Consider the following 18,068-nt stretch of genomic DNA (forward strand, 5'->3'; position numbering starts at 1 on the left):
TTCTCCTTCTGGAACAGCAGTATGGTCTCTAGAGCCAGCGACCGGAGCGACCCGATTATTCCTTGGTCAGCGCTGCGCCCGCATCGTCGACACCTGGTAGAGCGCAACGGATGCCGCGATACCAGCGTTCAGCGACTCGGTCGCCGCTGAGATCGGAATCGAGATGATCTGGTCGCAGTTCTCCGTGACCAAGCGCGAAAGCCCCTTGCCCTCAGAGCCCACCACGATGACCACTGGGCGGTCGGCCAGCTGGAGCGAGGGCAATGAGACATCGCCGCCGCCGTCGAGGCCGATGACGAACACGCCCTGCTTCTTGAATTCCTTCAGCTGCGTGGTCAGGTTCGTCGCCATCGCCACCGGGAGGCGCGCTGCCGCGCCCGCACTGGTCTTCCACGCTGCGGAGTTCACACCCGCCGAGCGACGCTGCGGCAGGATGATGCCGTGCCCGCCGAAGGCGGCAGTCGATCGGATGATCGCACCGAGGTTGCGCGGATCGGTGATGCCGTCAAGCGCCACGAACAGCGGCACCTCGCCACGGTCGATGACCTTCTCGAGCAGGTCCTGCGGGTGCGCGTACTCGTACGGCGGCACCTTGAGCGCGACGCCCTGGTGCACGCCGTCGAAGCCGGCCATGCGGTCAAGTTCCTGACGGGTGACCTCCATCACAGGGATGCCGCGGCCGGTTGCGATCGACAGCATCTCCTTCACGCGGTCGTCCATCTCGACGCGCTGCGCGATGTAGAACGCGGTCGCGGGGATCTTCGCCCGCAGCGCCTCGAGTACCGAGTTACGACCGGTGACGTTCTCAGTGTCGTCTCCGGCCTTCGCCTTCGGTGCGCGGTTCGGGTTGCTCCCGCCACCGCTCGACGAGCGTGCGCCGGGCGGACGACCCTTACCGCCAGCCGCCGCGTACCGCTCGTTTGCGGCCTTGCGCTTGCCTGCGACGTGCCAGGCGCGGTCCTCCGCCTTGGGCGTCGGGCCGCGGCCCTCGAGCGACTTGCGTCCGAGTCCGCCGGTGCCCTTGAGCGGGCCCTTCTTCTTACCGTTATGTGCGCCGGGGCGCGGTGGCTTAGCCATCAATACTCCAATGAGTTCCGTCTGCTGTGTCTTCCAAAGCAATGCCTGCCGCCGCGAGTGCGTCGCGGATGCGGTCAGCCGTTGCCCAGTCCTTGTCGGCCCGCGCCTGGGCGCGTTGCGTAATCATCGTCTGCACGAGGGCATCGAGAGCGGATGCCTCTGCCCCTCCTGCTGCGGCTGCCACTGCGCCATTCAGCCCGAGCACGTCGAGCATCGCGGCAAGTGCGCGAGCCGCGTGAATCGCGGCATCGGTGTCGCCGGCATCCAATGCGGAGTTTCCCGCCCGTACCGTCTCGTGCACGGCGGCCAAAGCCTGCGGCACCCCGAGATCATCGTCCATCGCTGCTGCGAACGCATCCGGAAGTACTCCGGGCGCGAGCACAGCAGGATCAGCATCCACTGCGCGCAGCACCCGCTGCCGGAACGTGTCGATGCGCTCGAGAGCAGCCTCAGCCTCGGCATATGACGAGTCCGACAGATCAAGGCTCGAGCGGTAGTGCGCAGCGGCAAGTGCGTAGCGGATCACAAGCGGGTCGTGATCGGCGAGCACACTGGCTGCGAGAGTGAAGTTCCCGAGCGACTTCGACATCTTCTGGCCGTCGACGGTGACAAGGCCGTTGTGCATCCAGTACCGAGCGAAGGCGTCACCGGCCGCTGTCGACTGCGCAAGTTCATTCTCGTGATGAGGGAAGCGCAGATCGAGGCCGCCTCCGTGGATGTCGAACTCCGCACCGAGATACCGCTTCGCCATCGCCGAGCACTCGATGTGCCAGCCAGGACGGCCAGCACCCCAAGGCGATTCCCAGATCGCGTCGGCCGGCTCGCCGGGCTTGGCACCCTTCCAAAGCGCGAAGTCCTGCGCGTTCCGCTTGCCTCGGGGGTCAGCATCCTCTGCCGCCTCCATCGCATCGACGCCCTGGCGCGTGAGTGCGCCGTACTGCGCCCACGAATGGACGTCGAAGTAGACATCACCCGATCCGTCGGGCGCAGGGTACGCGTGTCCACGCTCGATGAGGGTGGTGATGAGTTCCTGCATCTGCGGGATGGATGCTGTCGCCCGAGGCTCGTACGTCGGCGCCAGGATGCCGATACCGGCGTACGCCGCGGTGAACTCCTGCTCCATCCGATAGGCCAAAGCCCACCAGGGCTCAGCATCCGTCGCGTTCATCAACACCTTGTCGTCGATGTCCGTGACGTTGCGCACGAAGGTCACCCGACCGTAGCGATGTGCGAGCCAGCGACGAAGAATATCGAAACTCAGAGCCGCACGAACGTGACCGATGTGGGGTCCTGACTGCACCGTCGGACCACATACATACATCGTGATGTTCTCGGGGTCGAGAGGCACGAAGTCGCGCAGCTGCTGTGCGCGAGTGTCATGGAGGCGGAGAGTCACTGAACTAGACTACCGGGGCCGCGCTGAGCGTTTCCTATCGCATGGAATACACAAGTGCGATCGCCGTCGCAGCGATGCCTTCGTCACGGCCCGTGAAGCCGAGCCCGTCCGTCGTCGTCGCTGACACTGAGACTGGCGCGCCGCCCAGCGCCGCGGACAGCACCGCTTCGGCTTCGGCCCGCCGGCCGCTGAACCGTGGCCGATTTCCTTGGAACTGCACCGAGACGTTGCCAATTGCGAAGTCGGCCTCAGCGAGGATTTCACGCGTGCGAGCGAGGAACACCTCACCATGTGCTCCGGCATACTCCGGATGCGCGGTGCCGAAGTGCTGACCAATATCTCCGAGCCCGGCAGCACCCAGGAGTGCGTCCACGATCGCGTGTGCCACGGCGTCGCCATCCGAATGCCCCGACAGCGCTGACTCCCCCGGCCACTCCAGACCGGCGAGCCAGAGGCTTCCCTCTCCGCCGAAGGCGTGCACGTCTGTGCCGATGCCCACGCGAGGAATGACCGGCCCAAATGCGACCGGGGCTGATGCGAGCGGGACTGATGTGACCGGCGCTGCGACAACCGGCGCTGCGAGAATCTGCCGCGCACGCTCCAGGTCTGCCGGCGTGGTGATCTTGAATGCCATCGGCGACCCTTCGATGTGACGCACCGGGTGGCCGGCTGCGGCGAACAGGGCGGCATCATCGGTGTACTCGACTCCTGATGCGATCGCTGCGGCGTAAGACGCCTCCAGCAGCGCCCGCGGAAAACCCTGCGGCGTCTGTGCTGCGGCGAGTTCGGAGCGATCGACGGCAGCGACGACGTCGCGGTCATCCACTCGTTTGATGGTGTCGATGACCGCCAGCGCAGGAATGACTCCCGCATCGCGCGTCACGGCAGCGACGACCGCATCGATCTGCGCGGGCGGAGTGAGTGCGCGCGCAGCGTCATGCACGAGCACTGTCGTGATGTCGCCCCACAGTGCATCAAGGCCCGCGGCAACCGACTGCTGTCTGGTCTCGCCGCCGACGACGACGCGGCCGAGGTCACGCCGATCCCCGGCTGCTTCGAGCAATGCCGTCTCGGCATCCCCCTCATGTCCAGCAGGGGCGACGACGATGACCTGCGCAGGACCGGCGGCGAACACACCGTCGAGTGCATGGCGAAGCACCGAGCGCGCATCGATGCCGACGAACGCCTTGGGCGCTCCGGCACGCAAACGCGTGCCGGCACCAGCCGCGACGACGATGATCGCCGCAGTGGGCACAGGCAGGAGTTCTGGTACGACGGTCACATGCTCAGGTTACCGTCGCACCGCTCACGGCCCGAGAATTGGCCCGCAACATGAAAAACGTCGTGCACGCATGTTTTCCATGCGGCACGACGTCTGTCGTGGTCTAGCGGTCTATTTCTCGCGGCTTAGGAAGCCAAGACCTCGTCAAGGATAACGCCGGCCTTTTCCTCGTCGCACTTCTCAGCGAGCGCAAGCTCGGAGATGAGGATCTGGCGCGCCTTCGCAAGCATGCGCTTCTCACCAGCGGACAGGCCGCGGTCCTGATCGCGACGCCACAGGTCACGAACGACCTCGCTGACCTTGATCACATCGCCAGAAGCGAGCTTCTCAAGGTTCGCCTTGTAGCGACGAGACCAGTTCGTCGGCTCTTCTGTGAACGGCGCACGCAGTACCTCGAACACCTGGTCGAGCCCCTCCTGGCCGATGACATCGCGAACGCCGACAAGATCGACGTTCTCAGCGGGCACCTCAATGATGAGGTCGCCCTGGGTGACATTGAGCTTCAGATATTTCTTGGTCTCGCCCTTGATGACGCGATCCTTGACCTCGATGATCGTCGCGGCCCCATGGTGCGGATAGACGACCGTTTCGCCAACCTCAAAAAGCATAAAATCGTGTCCTTTCGGCAACCTACAGAATACCACAGGCAAGATGCGCTAAGGTTTGCCCCCGCAGCGATCCCGAGCAGCCTCTCTGATACCCATAGAATGGGTACGGTTACCCAATGCCTTCAGGAGGACTCGTGAAACTGCGCCTTGTAGCGTCTGCCGCCGTCAGCGCCCTTGTTCTACTCGGGGCGACGGGATGCACCTTCATCACCCCACAGTCGACTGAGGTCAAGTATTCGGCCTCTGACGGGGTGAATGTTGCCGACTCGGACGGGCCGCTCGCGATCCGCAACGCGATGGTCATCGCGACAGAAGACGGCTCCACCGGCAACCTCGTCGCTGCCATCGTCAACGACACGGACAAGAGCGAGACGCTCACCGTGGAGATCGAAGGCCTCGAGCCTCTGACCGTGCGCGTCGGCGCAGGCGACACGCTGAGCCTGGGCGCGAACGCCGAGCCGCTGCGCATCGACGACCTCGACACGATGCCTGGTGCCACCATCGAGATGTACTTCCAGTCTGGAGACGCCACCGGAACCAGCACCGAAGTGCCCGTTCTCGACGGCACGCTCTCCTACTACGCAGACCTGGTTCCGAAGGACTGACGCTGATCCTCGTCAGCATCTGCTGACAGCAAGAGAGGCCGGCACCCACACGGGTGCCGGCCTCTCTTGCGTCGTTCAGCCCTCGAAGCGATAGCCCAGTCCGCGCACGGTCACCAGCATGACCGGCTCACTGGGGTTCTCCTCGATACGTGAACGGATGCGCTTGATGTGCACATCCAGCGTCTTGGTGTCTCCGAAATAGTCGCTGCCCCACACTCGATCGATCAGCTGACCGCGCGTGAGAACTCTGCCGGAGTTGCGCATCAGCAGTTCAAGCAGCTCGAATTCCTTGAGCGGCATGTTGATCTCGCTTCCGGCGACGGAGACCGTGTGCCGATCGATGTCGAGAGCGACTCTGCCACCGTCGAGCACGCGTTCGTCGAGATCGTTGTCAGCCTGCACGACTCGGCGCAGTACCGCACGCATGCGCGCGAGCAGTTCACGAGACGAGTACGGCTTGGTGATGTAGTCATCCGCGCCCAGTTCCAGCCCGACGACGATATCCACCTCGGAATCCTTCGCGGTGACCATGATGATCGGAACCGTAGAGGTCGACCGGATCTGGCGGCACACCTCAGTTCCCGGCATCCCCGGGAGCATGAGATCGAGCAACACGATGTCGGCGCCGCGTTCACCGAACGCGGTGAGGGCGCCGGGACCGTCCTCTGCGATCTCCACCTCATAGCCCTCACGGCGCATCAGGTATGCCAGCGGGTCGGCGAGGTCTGGTTCGTCCTCGACGATCAGGATGCGAGTCATTCGGTCTCTCCGTTTCGGATGCGTACGGATACGGCTTCCTTGGCCGCTTTCCGCGCGCGCTTCTTCTTGTTCTTCCGGTCGGATTCTTCCGATTCCGGGGCTTCGATTCGTGGTAAGACAATGGTGAACGTCGATCCGCGGGCGGGGCGCGACCACAGACGCACCTCTCCCCCGTGTCGCTGGGTGGCGTGCTTGACGATCGAGAGCCCGAGGCCAGTGCCGCCGGTTCGCCGCGAGCGTGCTTCGTCGGCACGGTAGAACCGCTCGAAGATGCGATCGCGGTCAGACTCGTTGATTCCGATGCCCTGATCCGAAACGGCGATCTCGACCGTCCGACCCTCGATCTTGACACCGATGCCCACGCGCGACCCCTTCGGCGAGTACACGATCGCGTTCGCGATGAGGTTGCTGACCGCCTCGATGAGAATCTGCACGTCGCCACGAACAAAAGCGCCTCGATCGCCGCCGCGGAGGAGGTCGACGCCGGCGGAATCTGCCTGTACGGCGTGCGCCTCGACGGATGCGGTGATGACCTCATCGATGGCGACCGGATCGAAATCGGTGATCCCATCAGCTGCCTGCAGACGCGACAGGCTCATGATGCGACCGGTGAGCTGGCCGAGGCGGGAGGCTTCAGCCGAGATACGCGCGGCGAAGATGCGCACCTGCGCCGGATCGTCTGCCGCCGATTCGATCGCCTCGGCGAGCAGGCTCACCGCACCGACCGGAGTCTTCAGCTCGTGGCTGGTGTTGGCGACGAAGTCGCGGCGCACCTGATCCAGCCGTTCCTGCTCGGTGACATCGCGGATGATCAGCAGAGTCAAGCGTGGGCCAAGGGTGCTGGCTCGCGCCGACACCAGTCGTGGATCCAGGCTCACGCCTGGCCGCGTGATTCGCATCGTCTCTGTGGTGGATGCCCCGGTGGAGCGCACCGTACGCACAAGCTGACGCAGCTCTTGGTTGTCGAGCGTTGCACCGACGTCGATACCGAACCGTGCGGCGGCATGTGAGGTCGCGAGCACAAGCCCCGACGTGTCGATGACACAGGCCGCGTCGTCCATGCTGTCCAGTACGTCCGCAGTTCCCTGCGGGACCGTGGCAGCTGATTCCTCCACGACCTTGGCTCTCGCCCGATATGCCCAGACGATGAGCACTGACAGCCCGGCGCCGATCACCAAACCCATGGCAAGGGCAAGGAGCGCGATCTGCGGCGTGGTCATTCCTCCAGCGTAGGGTGCGTTCACCTCGACTTCAGCGAGTTTCCGCATCAGAACGGGAAGCCGAGAACTAGTATTCACGTACTGGGCACCGTCCGTTAACCTTTGACGAACACAATCAATGAGGGCGCGCGCACATGGCAGTGCCCTCCATCGGCCGGTCGAAACCGCCCGAGATCCGAATGAAAGGTTGCGCCGCACATGCGCGAAGTCTTCCACCAGTCCCTCGTGGACCTGCAGTCTCGCCTCGTGGAGATTGCCGACCTCGTCACGGTCTCCATCGACAAGGCCACTCGGGCCTTCGCCACCAGCGACGTCTCCCTCGCTGAAGAGGTGATTGCCGACGACACCAAGATCGACGAACTGGCCGTCAAACTCGACGAGCAGGCCATCGAGATCCTCGCCCGCCAGCAGCCGGTCGCGCGTGACCTTCGCATCGTCGTCTTCGCGCTGCGTGTGAGCGCTTCGTTGGAGCGCATGGGCGACATGTCAGAGCACATCGCTCAGCTTGCTCGCATGCGCTTCCCTGAACGTGCCATCCCGAAGGGGCTCAAGGGCACGTTCACGAAGATGGGCGAACAAGACGTCGAGATCGCCCGCACGCTCTCCGAACTGCTGCGCACTCAGGACCTACGCCTTGCCGATGTCATCCGCAACGCAGATGACGAGGTCGATGAACTGCACGCTCGCGTGTTCGAGAAGGTGCTCAGCGACACCTGGAAGGGTGAAGCCAACGCGACCGTCGATGCCACGCTCGCCAGCCGTTACCACGAGCGCTTCGCCGATCACGCCGTCGCTGTTGCGAAGAAGGTCGTGTACCTCGCCACCGGCGATTGGGACGTCGACGAGGACGACATCGCTCTGGCCGCAGCTGAGGCTGAGGCTGAAGAGAGTGGCGGTAAGGGCCTCGCCTGACGCCCCTGCTTACTGACGAGGCCCCCTGTTGCAGATGCAGCAGGGGGCCTCGTCGTGTACCAGGGGCGTCGGTGTTACTTCTTGCCCTGCGAAGCGACCGCAGCAGCGCCGGCGGCAGCGGCCTCGGGGTCGAGGTAACGGCCAGGACCGGTGGGAACGTTGTTGTCATCGAGCTCGTAGATCAGCGGGATGCCGGTAGGGATGTTCAGCTCGGCGATCTCGTCGTCGCTGATGCCGTCCAGGTGCTTGACGAGACCACGCAGCGAATTGCCGTGCGCCACGACGAGAACGGTCTTGCCCGCCTCGAGGTCAGGAACGATCGCGCTCTCCCAGTAGGGCAGCATCCGGTCGATGACGATGGAAAGCGACTCGGTGCGAGGCACATCGCCGTCGATGCCGACATAGCGCGGGTCATTCACCTGGCTGAACTCGCTGGCGTCGTCGAGCAGGGGCGGCGGTACGTCGAACGAGCGACGCCACAACTGGAACTGCTCTGGACCGAACTCTTCCAGAGTCTGCGCCTTGTCCTTGCCCTGCAGAGCGCCGTAGTGACGCTCGTTGAGCCGCCAGGAGCGGGTCACCGGGATCCACAGGCGGTCGGCAGCATCCAGAGCGATATCCGCGGTCTGGATGGCGCGACTCAGCAGCGAGGTGTGCAAAACGTCGGGCAGCAGGCCGGACTCGGCAAGCAACTCGCCGCCGCGGCGAGCCTCCTCCTTGCCCTTTTCAGTGAGGCGGACATCCACCCAACCGGTGAACAGGTTCAGTTCGTTCCACTCGCTCTGGCCGTGGCGGAGCAGGATGAGGGTGCGCGTCATGGCTCCAGTCTATCGAGAGCCCTCCCCGCCGATGGCAGGATGGATGCATGGCGTCATCTCCACTCGGGCATCCCACCAGGGGCACCACGGGAACCAACAGACTGCGCCGCAATGATCGCTGGATCGCCGCTAGCCCCGCGTTTCGCACTGCCGCAGATCCACTGGTGATCGATCTGGGATTCGGCGCCAGCGGTGTCACCGCGTTCGAGCTGGCGACCAGGCTCGGCCGGGTGCGTCCGGATGCCGAGGTCATCGGTTTCGAGCTCGATCCTGAGCGCGTCGCCACCGCTCGTAGGCAGCTCGATGATGTGCGTGCAGGCCGCACGCCCTTCTCCCCCGATCTTCGCGTCTCCTTCGCACGTGGTGGGTTCGAAGTGCCGCTGACCGGAGGCCGTCGCCCCGCCGCGATCAGAGCGATGAACGTGCTGCGCCAGTACGACGAATCGGAAGTGCCAGCCGCATGGGCATCGATGGCCGCCAGACTCACCCCGCAGGGGCTGTTGTTCGAGGGCACCTGCGACGAGATCGGCCGCATCGCCAGCTGGATCGATGTCGCTCCCGACGGCCAACCCCAACGCTTCACGATCTCGTTGCGGCTGGCAGAGCTGGAGCATCCCCGCATCGTCGCCGAACGCCTTCCCAAGGCACTGATCCACCGCAACGTGCCCGGCGAGCGCGTGCACGACCTGCTCATCGGCCTGGATCGCGAGTGGGATCGCGCGGCGTCGCTGTCGACGTTCGGTGCGACCCAGCGGTTCCTCGCCACGGTGAAGGCACTCAAAGACCAGGGATGGCCGGTGCTGGGTGGCCGCACTCGCTGGCGGCTCGGTGAGCTCACGGTGCCGTGGAGCGCGGTCGCGCCGCGCTGAGTTCGATCAGCCCCAGCGTTCCTGCAACCACGCCACTCCGGCGAGCGCCTCGCTGCGCTGGAAAGCACGAATCGTGGGCATGTTCGGCGGCGCGGGCCTACGAGCCTGATCGAACCAACGACCGATCGCTCCAGCCAGCACCGCGTCGACTTCCTCAGCCGGCACACCTGCGAACAGTTCGTGAGAGTGCAGCAGGTGTTCTGCTTCCACCGTCTCGCCGCGCAGGCGGACATCTAGGAGATAGAACAGGCCATCGACCCACCGTGCGCCGACGGCGGCCCACGGCCAATCGATGATCCATGCCTTGCCCGCACGATCGATGAGGATGTTGTCGGCACGGCCGTCCAGGTGCATCAGGTGCTCACCGTCGACCGCTTCGCATACCCGCGAAGCCGTGTCTCGCAGCCTCTCGCGCATGCCCATCACCCACTGCGGCAGATCCGCACCGCTATCATCGGCTGCGATCGCCAACCAGCTGTCTCGTTCCGCAGTGAACTCGTCAGTCGCCCGCGGCAGCGATGCGAGTGCCGAGCCGGAGACCACGGGTAATGTCGCAAAAGCATCGAGCACAGCGACGGTGTCGGAACCGTCGAGCGCTGCACCGGGATGGCGGGCCTCCACGTCATCGAGAATCAACGCGACCCAGTCATCCACAATCCAGGACCCAAGCAAACGGGGCGCGCTGACCTCGGCGGGAAGCGCCGACATCACGTCAATCTCACGCGCGTGCAACTCGAACGCCCCGGAGTTGTGGTCGCGGCGCACCGCTTTCACGAACGCGCGCCGCCCATCCGCCGTCGAGACGCGGTCCGCGCTGCCGGGCGAGAAACCGCCTGCTTGGCTGACCGTCGAGACCACGGGACCGCCGAGGATACGCGCGCACTCGGCGTGAATCCCTTCGGGAAGATCTGCCCAGAGCATGCGGGTTTTGACCTGGTGCGACATCCGTACACGATATCGCGCCGGTGGCGGAAGAAAAACACGGCTCCAAGTTCGATCGCAGCCAGGTTTTCCTTCCCGCATCGGGGGTGGATCCTGGCGTGCGTGCCGAGGGATGCGGCGCGCTCAGGCTCGGCGCGGATCCTGTCCTTCAGGACGACGAGAGAGACGGGTCAGCCGCGGCACATCGGCGGTGGCACCAGCATCCGCCGGCACGATCACCTGCTGCGCCGCGGAGACATCGACAGTATCTGTCCGCACGATCAGCTCAGCTGTCGGCGCACGCCGCGACAGTATGGCCAGCGCGATCGGCCCATCTTCGTAGTGACGGGCAACCGAGGTGATGTGCCCGACTTCGGCATCGCCGGCGAAGATCGCAGACCCTGGCTCTGGCAGCACATCATCGCTGCCGTCGAGGTGGAGCGCGGCGAGGCGACGCGGCGGGTGGCCGAGATTGTGCACCTTCGCGACGGTCTCCTGGCCCCGGTAGCAGCCCTTGTTCAGGTGCACCGCGCTGCGGATCCAGTCGGTCTCGTGTGGCAGCGAACGTTCATCGACTTCACTGGCCCAGCGTGGTCGCCAGGCTGCGATACGCAACGCCTCAACGGCCAGAATGCCAGCGGCCTCGAATGTGGAGATGGCGGATGCCACGGCATCCGCCTCGACGATCGCCACCCGCCACGCATACTCGCCAGCAGGGTGTTCCGCAACGTTCGCGTACTGATGCCCGCCCGGCTGCACAGCGACCCACGGATCGGACCAGACGAGCGGCGTGCCACCCGGAGCCGCGGCGATCGCACGCACCGCAGCATCTGCATCCCCTCCGGCGAAGAAGCCGATCAGTTCGAGTTCTGGGCGCACGGACACGGTGACCCGCGAGCGGAAAACCATCCGCTTCAACCAGGCGGCGAGGGGCTCGACATCTGCGGCGTCCGCGATCAGCCACACGGATGAGCCGTCCTCGAAGGCGCCGGCGGCGTGTTCGACACGTCCCTGGGGATCGAGCACGAGCAGTTCGGTACTGTCACCGGAGCGCAGTCCTGCGACGGCCTGCGAAGTGATGGAGTCCAGCCAGCTCAGCCGGTCCTCCCCTGCCACTTCGATCACGCCGCGGTCTCCCAGCGGCGCAACGGCACTGCCCGCCAGCAGTCGACGCTGCTCTCGCATGGGGTCGCCCAGGTGAATGAGAACGCCGTCGGTCGCGATCGCGCCGGGCAGCGCCGCAAAAACATCAATGAGGGTGGGCATGATCAGACCTTAGCTAGACGTGCTGAGGCATGCGACGCCAGCGTCGCGCCGAGAGCTGCGATGTCCCACGCCCAGAGCAGGTGATTGTCGACCAGCCCATACATGCGACTGGCAGCGCCGTACTCTTTGCCGCCGGCACCGCGCACGATCGCGTCCGTGCTGATGTCGACGCGCGGGCCGTTGATTTCACCGAGGTACAGCTCGAGCGCGCCGTCAGAGTGCGCAACCGACACTTCCAGCGGGAAACCGCCCGATTCGCTCCGGAGCTGCTCGACGTCGTGGACAGTACGCGCCGGAGCCGCCTCGATCGGAGGCAGCAAAGCCGGGCCTGCATCAGCTTCTGTCGCGGGACGAGCGATACGCCAGAAGCCGGTTTCGGCGACGAGCGGCACGGATGCTTCGCCCTCTGCCGCAGCCATCCAGCCGGTCGCAGAGTAGTTCAGGTAGCCCGCACCATCGTGGCTGAAACTCACCCGATGGGTGAACTCGCCTTCGAAGCGGTGATCACCTGCGGTGTACTCGATGACTCCGGTGCCTTCCCAGACGCCGATGAGCCAGCTCAGCGGCGCGAGATCAGCCGGAAGATCGGTGGGAAGCCCGAGCATCAAAACTCAGATCAGCGCTGGCCACGGAACAGGTTCCGAAGAACCACACCGGCCACGAAGAAAATCGCGAGACTCGCAAGCCCCAGCAGACCGATGAAGAAGAGTTCCAGAGCGACGAGATCCATGGCCCTACTCTACCCCCGCTGTCGTTGCCCGCGGCGAATGGATCTCAGGCAGGAACCAGGGCTGCCAGAGCGAACCCCGCCGAAACCACACCGAGCAGCAGCAGCGCACCGGTCACGCTCGCGGCGATCCGGAAGATAAACCCCTTGGTCTGGCCGTACCCGAGCTGCAGGGCGAAGGAGAGCAGAATCGCACCGCCGAAACCGACGAGCAACCATTGGACGCGCCATTCCTCAGGCACGAAGATGCCGATCATGACCGCCGCGAGGAGCGCAGCAGCCCACACGACGACGACGCCACTCAGAGGACTGCGCGGTGCGAGAGCGGGTTCAGGCATGACTCCATTGTTACCTATTCGACGCGGATGATGCCCCCACCACGTCACAGCGTCTGCCGTCGCTCGGTATCATTGGCGCACGGCTTCCCCCGATCGCCGTGCAGGGCGTCGGCCTCGTCGCCCGAAAGGAAAGTGCGTGGCCCTGATCCTGGTTCTGACCTCAGCTCCAACTTCGGAGCAGGTTCTGCCCGCCCTCGACCTGCTCAGTCACCGGGTGCGTCAGATCTCTGCAGAACCCGCTCAGCTCGTCAGTGCGCCCGAGAGCGAGATCGTGATCGTCGACGCCAGGCACGACCTCGCCGGCGCGAAATCTTTGTGCAAGCTGCTGCGCACGACCGGCCAGGATGCTCCCCTTCTGCTCGTCGTCACTGAAGGCGGCATGAGCGCTGTCTCCGGAGACTGGGGCATCGACGATGTGCTGCTCACGAATGCCGGACCTGCCGAGACCGATGCGCGCATCCGACTGGCGATCGCTCGCAGCGACGCCAACTCCGCGCCAACTCGAGTGCACGCATCCGGAGTCACGATCGATGAACAGTCCTACTCCGCCAAACTGCGCGGCAAGGCACTGGATCTCACCTACAAGGAGTTTCAGCTCCTGCATTTCCTGGCCACGCATCCGTCACGGGTGTTCACTCGCGAACAGCTGCTGAGTGAAGTGTGGGGCTACGACTACTTCGGTGGCACACGCACCGTGGATGTGCATGTGCGTCGCCTGCGCGCGAAACTCGGCGACCAGGAGCAGATCATCGGCACCGTTCGCAACGTCGGCTACCGCTTCAATGTGTACGACGATGACCAAATGTCGTCGGCGAGCCGCTGACACATCGCGGACTCGTTCACACGTGTGCCACCCGGCGATGCAAAGATGTACAGCATGATCGATCCCGCTTTCGCAGACGCTGGCCTTGGTGACGCCGAGGACGACGACTTCGACGCCGTCGAATCGCCGGACTCGTTGCTCCCTGACCATCGCTTTCATGATCGCGAGATCAGCTGGCTCGCGTTCAACCAGCGCGTGCTGGAGTTGGCCGAGGACTCGAGCCTCCCCGAGCTGGAGAGAGCGAACTTCCTGGCGATCTTCGCGAGCAACCTCGACGAGTTCTTCATGGTGCGCGTGGCCGGCCTCAAGCGCCGCATCCTCACCGGCCTCGCTGTTCCCACCAACGTCGGCCGATCGCCTTCCGACGTCCTCACCGATATTTCCAACGATGCCCATGCCCTTCAGCTTCGGCACGCCGTAGCCTGGACCGATCTGGTGCGCCCCGCCCTGGCGGATGCCGGAATCGAGATCACCGAATGGGATGAACTCAGCGATGCCGAGCGCGCGGCTTTCACCGAATATTTCCAGCTGCACGTCTTCCCGGTGCTCATGCCGCTCGCGGTTGACCCGGCGCATCCCTTCCCGTACATCTCCGGGCTTTCACTGAATCTCGCGATCCGCATCCGCAACGCGCGCACCGGCCGTCAGGAGTTCGCGAGGCTCAAGGTGCCGCCCATGCTGCCGCGATTCGTCGAGGTTCCAGGATCCGGCGAGATCAAGCGATTCCTTCGTCTGGAAGAGCTGATCGCCAACCACCTCGGCGACCTCTTCCCCGGAATGGAAGTGCTCGATCACCACGCGTTCCGTCTGACCCGCAACGAGGATGTGGAGATCGAGGAAGACGAGAGCGAGAACCTCATCCAGGCCCTTGAGGCCGAGCTTCTGCGCCGCCGCTTCGGTCCGCCGATCCGTCTCGAGATCACCGATGACATGGACGATGTCACTCTCGACCTGCTCATCAAAGAGCTCGACATCACCGATCAAGAGGTCTACCGCCTCCCTGGCCCGCTTGATATGCGCGGACTCTTCTCGCTCTCGCGCGTGAACCGCCCCGACCTGCGCTACCCGCCGCACCTGCCCACGACCGCGCTGGCCTTCCAGCCGATCGGCTCGAGCACCCGCGCCGACATCTTCTCCGCGATCAGCCAGGGCGATGTGCTGGTGCATCACCCCTATGAATCCTTCGCCACCAGCGTGCAGGCCTTCCTCGAGCAGGCGGCGCGCGACCCGCACGTACTCGCCATCAAGCAGACGCTGTACCGCACCTCGGGTGACAGTCCTATTGTGCAGGCCCTCATCGACGCGGCCGAAGCCGGCAAGTCTGTGCTCGCGCTCGTCGAGGTGAAGGCGCGCTTCGACGAGGCGAACAACATCGTCTGGGCGCGCAAGCTGGAAAAGGCCGGCGTCCATGTCGTCTACGGACTGGTGGGCTTGAAGACACACTGCAAGCTCGCCCTCGTGATCCGCGAAGAAGAGGGCACGCTACGCCACTACTCGCACGTCGGTACCGGAAACTACAATCCGAAGACGAGCCGTGTGTACGAAGATTTCGGGCTCTTCACCGCCGATGCTCAGGTCGGCAAAGACCTCACCAGGCTGTTCAATGAACTCAGCGGGTACGCGATCGAGAAGAAGTTCAAGCGACTTCTTGTCGCCCCCTTGCACCTGCGCAAGGGGCTGCTTCGCCAGATCGACAACGAGCGCAAGAACGCGGAAGCCGGCGCACCCGCGCACATCCGCATCAAGGTCAACTCGCTGGTCGATGAAGAGATTATCGATGCGCTGTACCGTGCGAGCCAGGCGGGCGTGAAGGTCGATGTCTGGGTGCGCGGCATCTGCAGCATCAAGGTCGATCTGCCCGGCACCAGCGACAACATCACCGTGCGTAGCATCCTGGGCCGTTATCTGGAGCACTCACGGATCTTCGCCTTCGAGAACGACGGCGACCCGCAAGTGCACATCGGCAGCGCCGACATGATGCACCGCAACCTCGATCGTCGTGTCGAAGCGCTCGTGCGCGTAACCGGCCCCGACCACATCAAAGAACTGCTGTCCTTCTTCGATCTCGCCATGGATGACACGACGAGCTCGTGGCATCTCGGCGCCGAGGGCGTGTGGGATCGCCACTTCGCGGATGCCGATGGAAATCCACTGGTGGATCTGCAGGACTACACGATGAATCAGGTTCGTCGTCGTCGGCGAACGCGCACTGTGCGATGATCACGACGGCTCTGGGCATGCGGGATGACAAGGCTGTGTACGCGGCGGGCGCCGTGGTGTGGCGATTGGTTGAGGGCAAGCTTCGCGTGCTTCTCATCCACCGCACGAAGTATCGCGATGTGACGCTGCCCAAGGGCAAAGTCGATCCGGGCGAGATGCTCGCTCAGACAGCGGTGCGCGAGGTGCATGAGGAAACGGGCATCCGGGTGTTCCTCGGAGTTCCAGTGGGCGTCAGCCGATACTTCATGCGTCCCAAGCGTCAGAAGGTCGTGCACTACTGGGCAGCCGAAGCAACTGACGAAGCGATTCGCAGTTCCACCTTCGTGCCGAACAGTGAAATCGCAGCATTGGAATGGGTGAGCCTGAAAAAGGCTCGAAAGTGCCTCAGCTATCCGGTGGATCTGGAGATTCTGGACGAGTTCGAACGGCTCGTCGACGATGGCGTGCTGCGCACGTTCCCGATCATCGTGCTGCGACATGCGAAAGCGATCGGGCGATCCGATTGGGAAATGTCAGATGCTTCGCGCCCGCTGACCGAGCGCGGCAAGAAGCAGGCCGCGGCCATCGTCGCGCCGCTGCGTGCCTTCGGCGTGCGCAAAATTATCACTAGTGACGCCGTGCGCTGCGTGGAGACGATCACACCGCTCGCGAAGGCCCTGGATCGCAAGCCAGTGGAGACAGGGCGCATCAGCCAGGATGCGTGGGAGGAGGGACGCTCGGACGCCAGGGCCGTAATCGGCAAACGAGTGCGCTCCGGCAAGCCAGCACTGCTGTGCAGTCATGGACCCGTGCTCCCGGACCTTTTGACGGAGCTCGCGCTCGCGACCGGCACCATGCACGGCTCATACCTCGGCAGTGCTTCTGCGCTCGAGGTGGCCGCGTTCTCCGTGGCGCACCTGTCGGCGACGAACCCTGGTTCTGGCATCATCTCGATCGAGACGCACGTTCCGAAGCTCTGACGTTTTCCTGCGCGAGCAGGAGCGACTCCAAGGGGTCGCCAGTCGTTCACCTTCTGTTTACCTGTGCGGGAGAGTCTCGTTAACTGCCGCGCTTAGCGTCACTGTGTGCCCTGCACCGGGCCTCAACCATCCACGATCGAAGGATCCACAGTGAAGATCTCCCGAATCGCCCGAATCAGCGCCATCGGCGCCGTCGCCGCCCTTGCTCTCGCTGGCTGTGCCGCGAACGAAGCTCCTGCTGCCGACACATCCGATGCACCCGCCGAGACCGGCGCGACTGCGCTCTCCGGCACCATCGACGCCACCGGCGCTTCCTCGCAGGCAGCCGCCCAGGAGGCCTGGGTCGCCGCTTTCCAGACCGCCAACGTTGAGGTCACCATCAACTACGAGCCCACTGGCTCGGGCACAGGACGTGAAAACTTCCTCGAGGGCGGCAGCAACTTCATCGGCTCCGACCGCGCGTTCAACGCCGAGGAGATCGCCGCCGGCGGCTTCGGCGCCTGCACCACAGACGACATCATCGAGATCCCCGTCTACATCTCGCCGGTCGCCGTGGCGTTCAACCTCGAGGGCGTCGACACGCTGAACCTGGATGCCGCCACCATCGCGAGCATCTTCGCCGGCACCATCTCCAACTGGAACGACTCCGCGATCGCGACGCTCAACCCCGACGCCACGCTCCCCGATCTGGCCATCTCGCCGGTTCACCGCTCCGACCCGTCCGGCACGCAGGAGACCTTCACCAACTACCTCGCGGCGACCGCTGCAGACATCTGGACCTATGAGGTCTCCGACGAGTGGCCGATCGAGGGTGGCGAAGCCGCTCAGGGTACCTCCGGTGTCGTTCAGGCCATCACCGCCGGCAACGGTGCGATCGGCTTCGCCGACGCTTCACAGGTCGGCGACCTCGGTCAGGTGCACGTCGGCGTCAATGGTGAGTACATCGCGTACTCGGCGGAGGCCGCTTCGCAGCTCGTCGAGGGCGCGACCCTCGAAGATGGCCGCGGCGAGGGTGACCTCGCGTTCGCGGTCGACCCCGCTGCTGCCGCAGACGGCGCATACCCGATCGCTCTGGTCAGCTACCTGATCGGCTGCGAGCAGTACGAAGACGCCAACGTCGCTGAGCTGGTCAAGTCGTACTTCACCTACATCGCCAGCCCCGAGGGCCAGGACGCCGCCGCAGACAACGCCGGCAACGCCCCCATCTCGGACGGCCTGCGCGAGAAGGTCCTCGCCGCGATCGACCTCATCCAGGTCGGCTGATCACC

General features: G+C 64.6%; 18 protein-coding genes. 7 read left to right on the forward strand and 11 right to left on the reverse strand.

Annotated elements, in window-relative coordinates; translation table 11 throughout:
• Positions 1-66: 66 nt before the first annotated feature.
• The 4 genes from rlmB to ACSU1G_RS15180 all read right to left on the reverse strand — a co-directional run bounded on the left by rlmB (position 67) and on the right by ACSU1G_RS15180 (position 4,363).
• Positions 67-1,077, reverse strand: coding sequence for a 23S rRNA (guanosine(2251)-2'-O)-methyltransferase RlmB (gene rlmB, locus ACSU1G_RS15165; RefSeq protein WP_439280790.1), 1,011 nt, complete (start codon positions 1,075-1,077; stop codon positions 67-69).
• Positions 1,070-2,473, reverse strand: coding sequence for a cysteine--tRNA ligase (gene cysS, locus ACSU1G_RS15170; protein ID WP_439280791.1), 1,404 nt, complete (start codon positions 2,471-2,473; stop codon positions 1,070-1,072). The genes rlmB and cysS overlap by 8 nt, the downstream gene beginning before the upstream one ends.
• 34 nt (positions 2,474-2,507) lie before the next feature.
• On the reverse strand, positions 2,508-3,755 hold the full coding sequence (ispD, locus tag ACSU1G_RS15175; protein ID WP_439280792.1) for a 2-C-methyl-D-erythritol 4-phosphate cytidylyltransferase: 1,248 nt from the start codon (positions 3,753-3,755) through the stop codon (positions 2,508-2,510).
• Positions 3,756-3,880: 125 nt separating this feature from the next.
• Complete coding sequence (locus ACSU1G_RS15180) at positions 3,881-4,363, reverse strand: CarD family transcriptional regulator (RefSeq protein ID WP_439280793.1); 483 nt, start codon at positions 4,361-4,363, stop codon at positions 3,881-3,883.
• Positions 4,364-4,497: 134 nt separating this feature from the next.
• On the opposite strand from ACSU1G_RS15180, the gene ACSU1G_RS15185 reads away from it, so the two are divergent.
• Positions 4,498-4,968: a DNA modification methylase gene (locus ACSU1G_RS15185; RefSeq protein WP_439280794.1), complete on the forward strand. Its 471-nt coding sequence runs from the start codon at positions 4,498-4,500 to the stop codon at positions 4,966-4,968.
• Between the two features lie 75 nt (positions 4,969-5,043).
• Here ACSU1G_RS15185 and ACSU1G_RS15190 read toward each other — a convergent pair whose 3' ends face one another.
• A complete protein-coding gene (locus ACSU1G_RS15190) occupies positions 5,044-5,727 on the reverse strand; it encodes a response regulator (RefSeq protein WP_439280795.1) in 684 nt (227 codons plus the stop codon).
• On the reverse strand, positions 5,724-6,947 hold the full coding sequence (locus tag ACSU1G_RS15195; RefSeq protein WP_439280891.1) for a sensor histidine kinase: 1,224 nt from the start codon (positions 6,945-6,947) through the stop codon (positions 5,724-5,726). The genes ACSU1G_RS15190 and ACSU1G_RS15195 overlap by 4 nt, the downstream gene beginning before the upstream one ends.
• Positions 6,948-7,145: 198 nt before the next feature.
• Between ACSU1G_RS15195 and phoU the strand changes: the two genes are divergently transcribed.
• On the forward strand, positions 7,146-7,859 hold the full coding sequence (phoU, locus tag ACSU1G_RS15200; protein ID WP_439280796.1) for a phosphate signaling complex protein PhoU: 714 nt from the start codon (positions 7,146-7,148) through the stop codon (positions 7,857-7,859).
• Positions 7,860-7,933: 74 nt separating this feature from the next.
• Here the strand turns inward: phoU and ACSU1G_RS15205 are convergent, their stop codons facing one another.
• Positions 7,934-8,677, reverse strand: coding sequence for a phosphoglyceromutase (locus ACSU1G_RS15205; protein WP_439280797.1), 744 nt, complete (start codon positions 8,675-8,677; stop codon positions 7,934-7,936).
• A 47-nt stretch (positions 8,678-8,724) separates the two neighbouring features.
• Here ACSU1G_RS15205 and ACSU1G_RS15210 point away from each other — a divergent pair, with 47 nt between their 5' ends.
• Complete coding sequence (locus ACSU1G_RS15210; RefSeq protein WP_439280798.1) at positions 8,725-9,546, forward strand: class I SAM-dependent methyltransferase; 822 nt, start codon at positions 8,725-8,727, stop codon at positions 9,544-9,546.
• Between the two features lie 6 nt (positions 9,547-9,552).
• On the opposite strand, the gene ACSU1G_RS15215 is transcribed toward ACSU1G_RS15210, so the two are convergent.
• The 4 genes from ACSU1G_RS15215 to ACSU1G_RS15230 all read right to left on the reverse strand — a co-directional run bounded on the left by ACSU1G_RS15215 (position 9,553) and on the right by ACSU1G_RS15230 (position 12,798).
• Positions 9,553-10,491 (reverse strand): hypothetical protein, encoded by a 939-nt coding sequence (locus ACSU1G_RS15215; RefSeq protein ID WP_439280799.1) that lies wholly within the window; start codon positions 10,489-10,491, stop codon positions 9,553-9,555.
• Between the two features lie 120 nt (positions 10,492-10,611).
• Positions 10,612-11,733: a CAF17-like 4Fe-4S cluster assembly/insertion protein YgfZ gene (gene ygfZ / locus ACSU1G_RS15220; RefSeq protein ID WP_439280800.1), complete on the reverse strand. Its 1,122-nt coding sequence runs from the start codon at positions 11,731-11,733 to the stop codon at positions 10,612-10,614.
• Positions 11,734-11,735: 2 nt separating this feature from the next.
• Positions 11,736-12,338: an FABP family protein gene (locus tag ACSU1G_RS15225; RefSeq protein WP_439280801.1), complete on the reverse strand. Its 603-nt coding sequence runs from the start codon at positions 12,336-12,338 to the stop codon at positions 11,736-11,738.
• 169 nt (positions 12,339-12,507) lie between these two features.
• Positions 12,508-12,798 carry a hypothetical protein gene (locus ACSU1G_RS15230; RefSeq protein ID WP_439280802.1) on the reverse strand — a complete coding sequence of 97 codons (291 nt, stop codon included), beginning with the start codon at positions 12,796-12,798 and terminating at the stop codon, positions 12,508-12,510.
• Positions 12,799-12,934: 136 nt separating this feature from the next.
• Between ACSU1G_RS15230 and ACSU1G_RS15235 the strand changes: the two genes are divergently transcribed.
• The 4 genes from ACSU1G_RS15235 to ACSU1G_RS15250 all read left to right on the forward strand — a co-directional run bounded on the left by ACSU1G_RS15235 (position 12,935) and on the right by ACSU1G_RS15250 (position 18,063).
• A complete protein-coding gene (locus tag ACSU1G_RS15235; protein ID WP_439280803.1) occupies positions 12,935-13,621 on the forward strand; it encodes a winged helix-turn-helix domain-containing protein in 687 nt (228 codons plus the stop codon).
• A gap of 54 nt (positions 13,622-13,675) precedes the next feature.
• Positions 13,676-15,841 (forward strand): RNA degradosome polyphosphate kinase, encoded by a 2,166-nt coding sequence (locus tag ACSU1G_RS15240; protein WP_439280804.1) that lies wholly within the window; start codon positions 13,676-13,678, stop codon positions 15,839-15,841.
• Entirely contained in the window at positions 15,838-16,800 is a 963-nt protein-coding gene (locus ACSU1G_RS15245; RefSeq protein ID WP_439280805.1) for an NUDIX hydrolase, read from the forward strand. The genes ACSU1G_RS15240 and ACSU1G_RS15245 overlap by 4 nt, the downstream gene beginning before the upstream one ends.
• A 150-nt stretch (positions 16,801-16,950) precedes the next feature.
• Positions 16,951-18,063, forward strand: a complete 1,113-nt coding sequence (locus ACSU1G_RS15250) for a phosphate ABC transporter substrate-binding protein PstS (RefSeq protein ID WP_439280806.1) — start codon at positions 16,951-16,953, stop codon at positions 18,061-18,063.
• Positions 18,064-18,068 lie beyond the last annotated feature (5 nt).

The organism is Microbacterium sp. A93 (assembly GCF_051842835.1).

What these genes read in the sequence shown, in the direction of transcription:
- rlmB (WP_439280790.1), bottom strand. Translation starts at nt 1,077, where the DNA reads ATGGCTAAGCCACCGCGCCCCGGCGCACATAACGGTAAGAAGAAGGGC.
- ACSU1G_RS15180 (WP_439280793.1), bottom strand. Translation starts at nt 4,363, where the DNA reads ATGCTTTTTGAGGTTGGCGAAACGGTCGTCTATCCGCACCATGGGGCC.
- ACSU1G_RS15190 (WP_439280795.1), bottom strand. Translation starts at nt 5,727, where the DNA reads ATGACTCGCATCCTGATCGTCGAGGACGAACCAGACCTCGCCGACCCG.
- ACSU1G_RS15195 (WP_439280891.1), bottom strand. Translation starts at nt 6,947, where the DNA reads ATGACCACGCCGCAGATCGCGCTCCTTGCCCTTGCCATGGGTTTGGTG.
- phoU (WP_439280796.1), top strand. Translation starts at nt 7,146, where the DNA reads ATGCGCGAAGTCTTCCACCAGTCCCTCGTGGACCTGCAGTCTCGCCTC.
- ACSU1G_RS15205 (WP_439280797.1), bottom strand. Translation starts at nt 8,677, where the DNA reads ATGACGCGCACCCTCATCCTGCTCCGCCACGGCCAGAGCGAGTGGAAC.
- ACSU1G_RS15210 (WP_439280798.1), top strand. Translation starts at nt 8,725, where the DNA reads ATGGCGTCATCTCCACTCGGGCATCCCACCAGGGGCACCACGGGAACC.
- ACSU1G_RS15215 (WP_439280799.1), bottom strand. Translation starts at nt 10,491, where the DNA reads ATGTCGCACCAGGTCAAAACCCGCATGCTCTGGGCAGATCTTCCCGAA.
- ygfZ (WP_439280800.1), bottom strand. Translation starts at nt 11,733, where the DNA reads ATGCCCACCCTCATTGATGTTTTTGCGGCGCTGCCCGGCGCGATCGCG.
- ACSU1G_RS15225 (WP_439280801.1), bottom strand. Translation starts at nt 12,338, where the DNA reads ATGCTCGGGCTTCCCACCGATCTTCCGGCTGATCTCGCGCCGCTGAGC.
- ACSU1G_RS15230 (WP_439280802.1), bottom strand. Translation starts at nt 12,798, where the DNA reads ATGCCTGAACCCGCTCTCGCACCGCGCAGTCCTCTGAGTGGCGTCGTC.
- ACSU1G_RS15240 (WP_439280804.1), top strand. Translation starts at nt 13,676, where the DNA reads ATGATCGATCCCGCTTTCGCAGACGCTGGCCTTGGTGACGCCGAGGAC.
- ACSU1G_RS15245 (WP_439280805.1), top strand. Translation starts at nt 15,838, where the DNA reads ATGATCACGACGGCTCTGGGCATGCGGGATGACAAGGCTGTGTACGCG.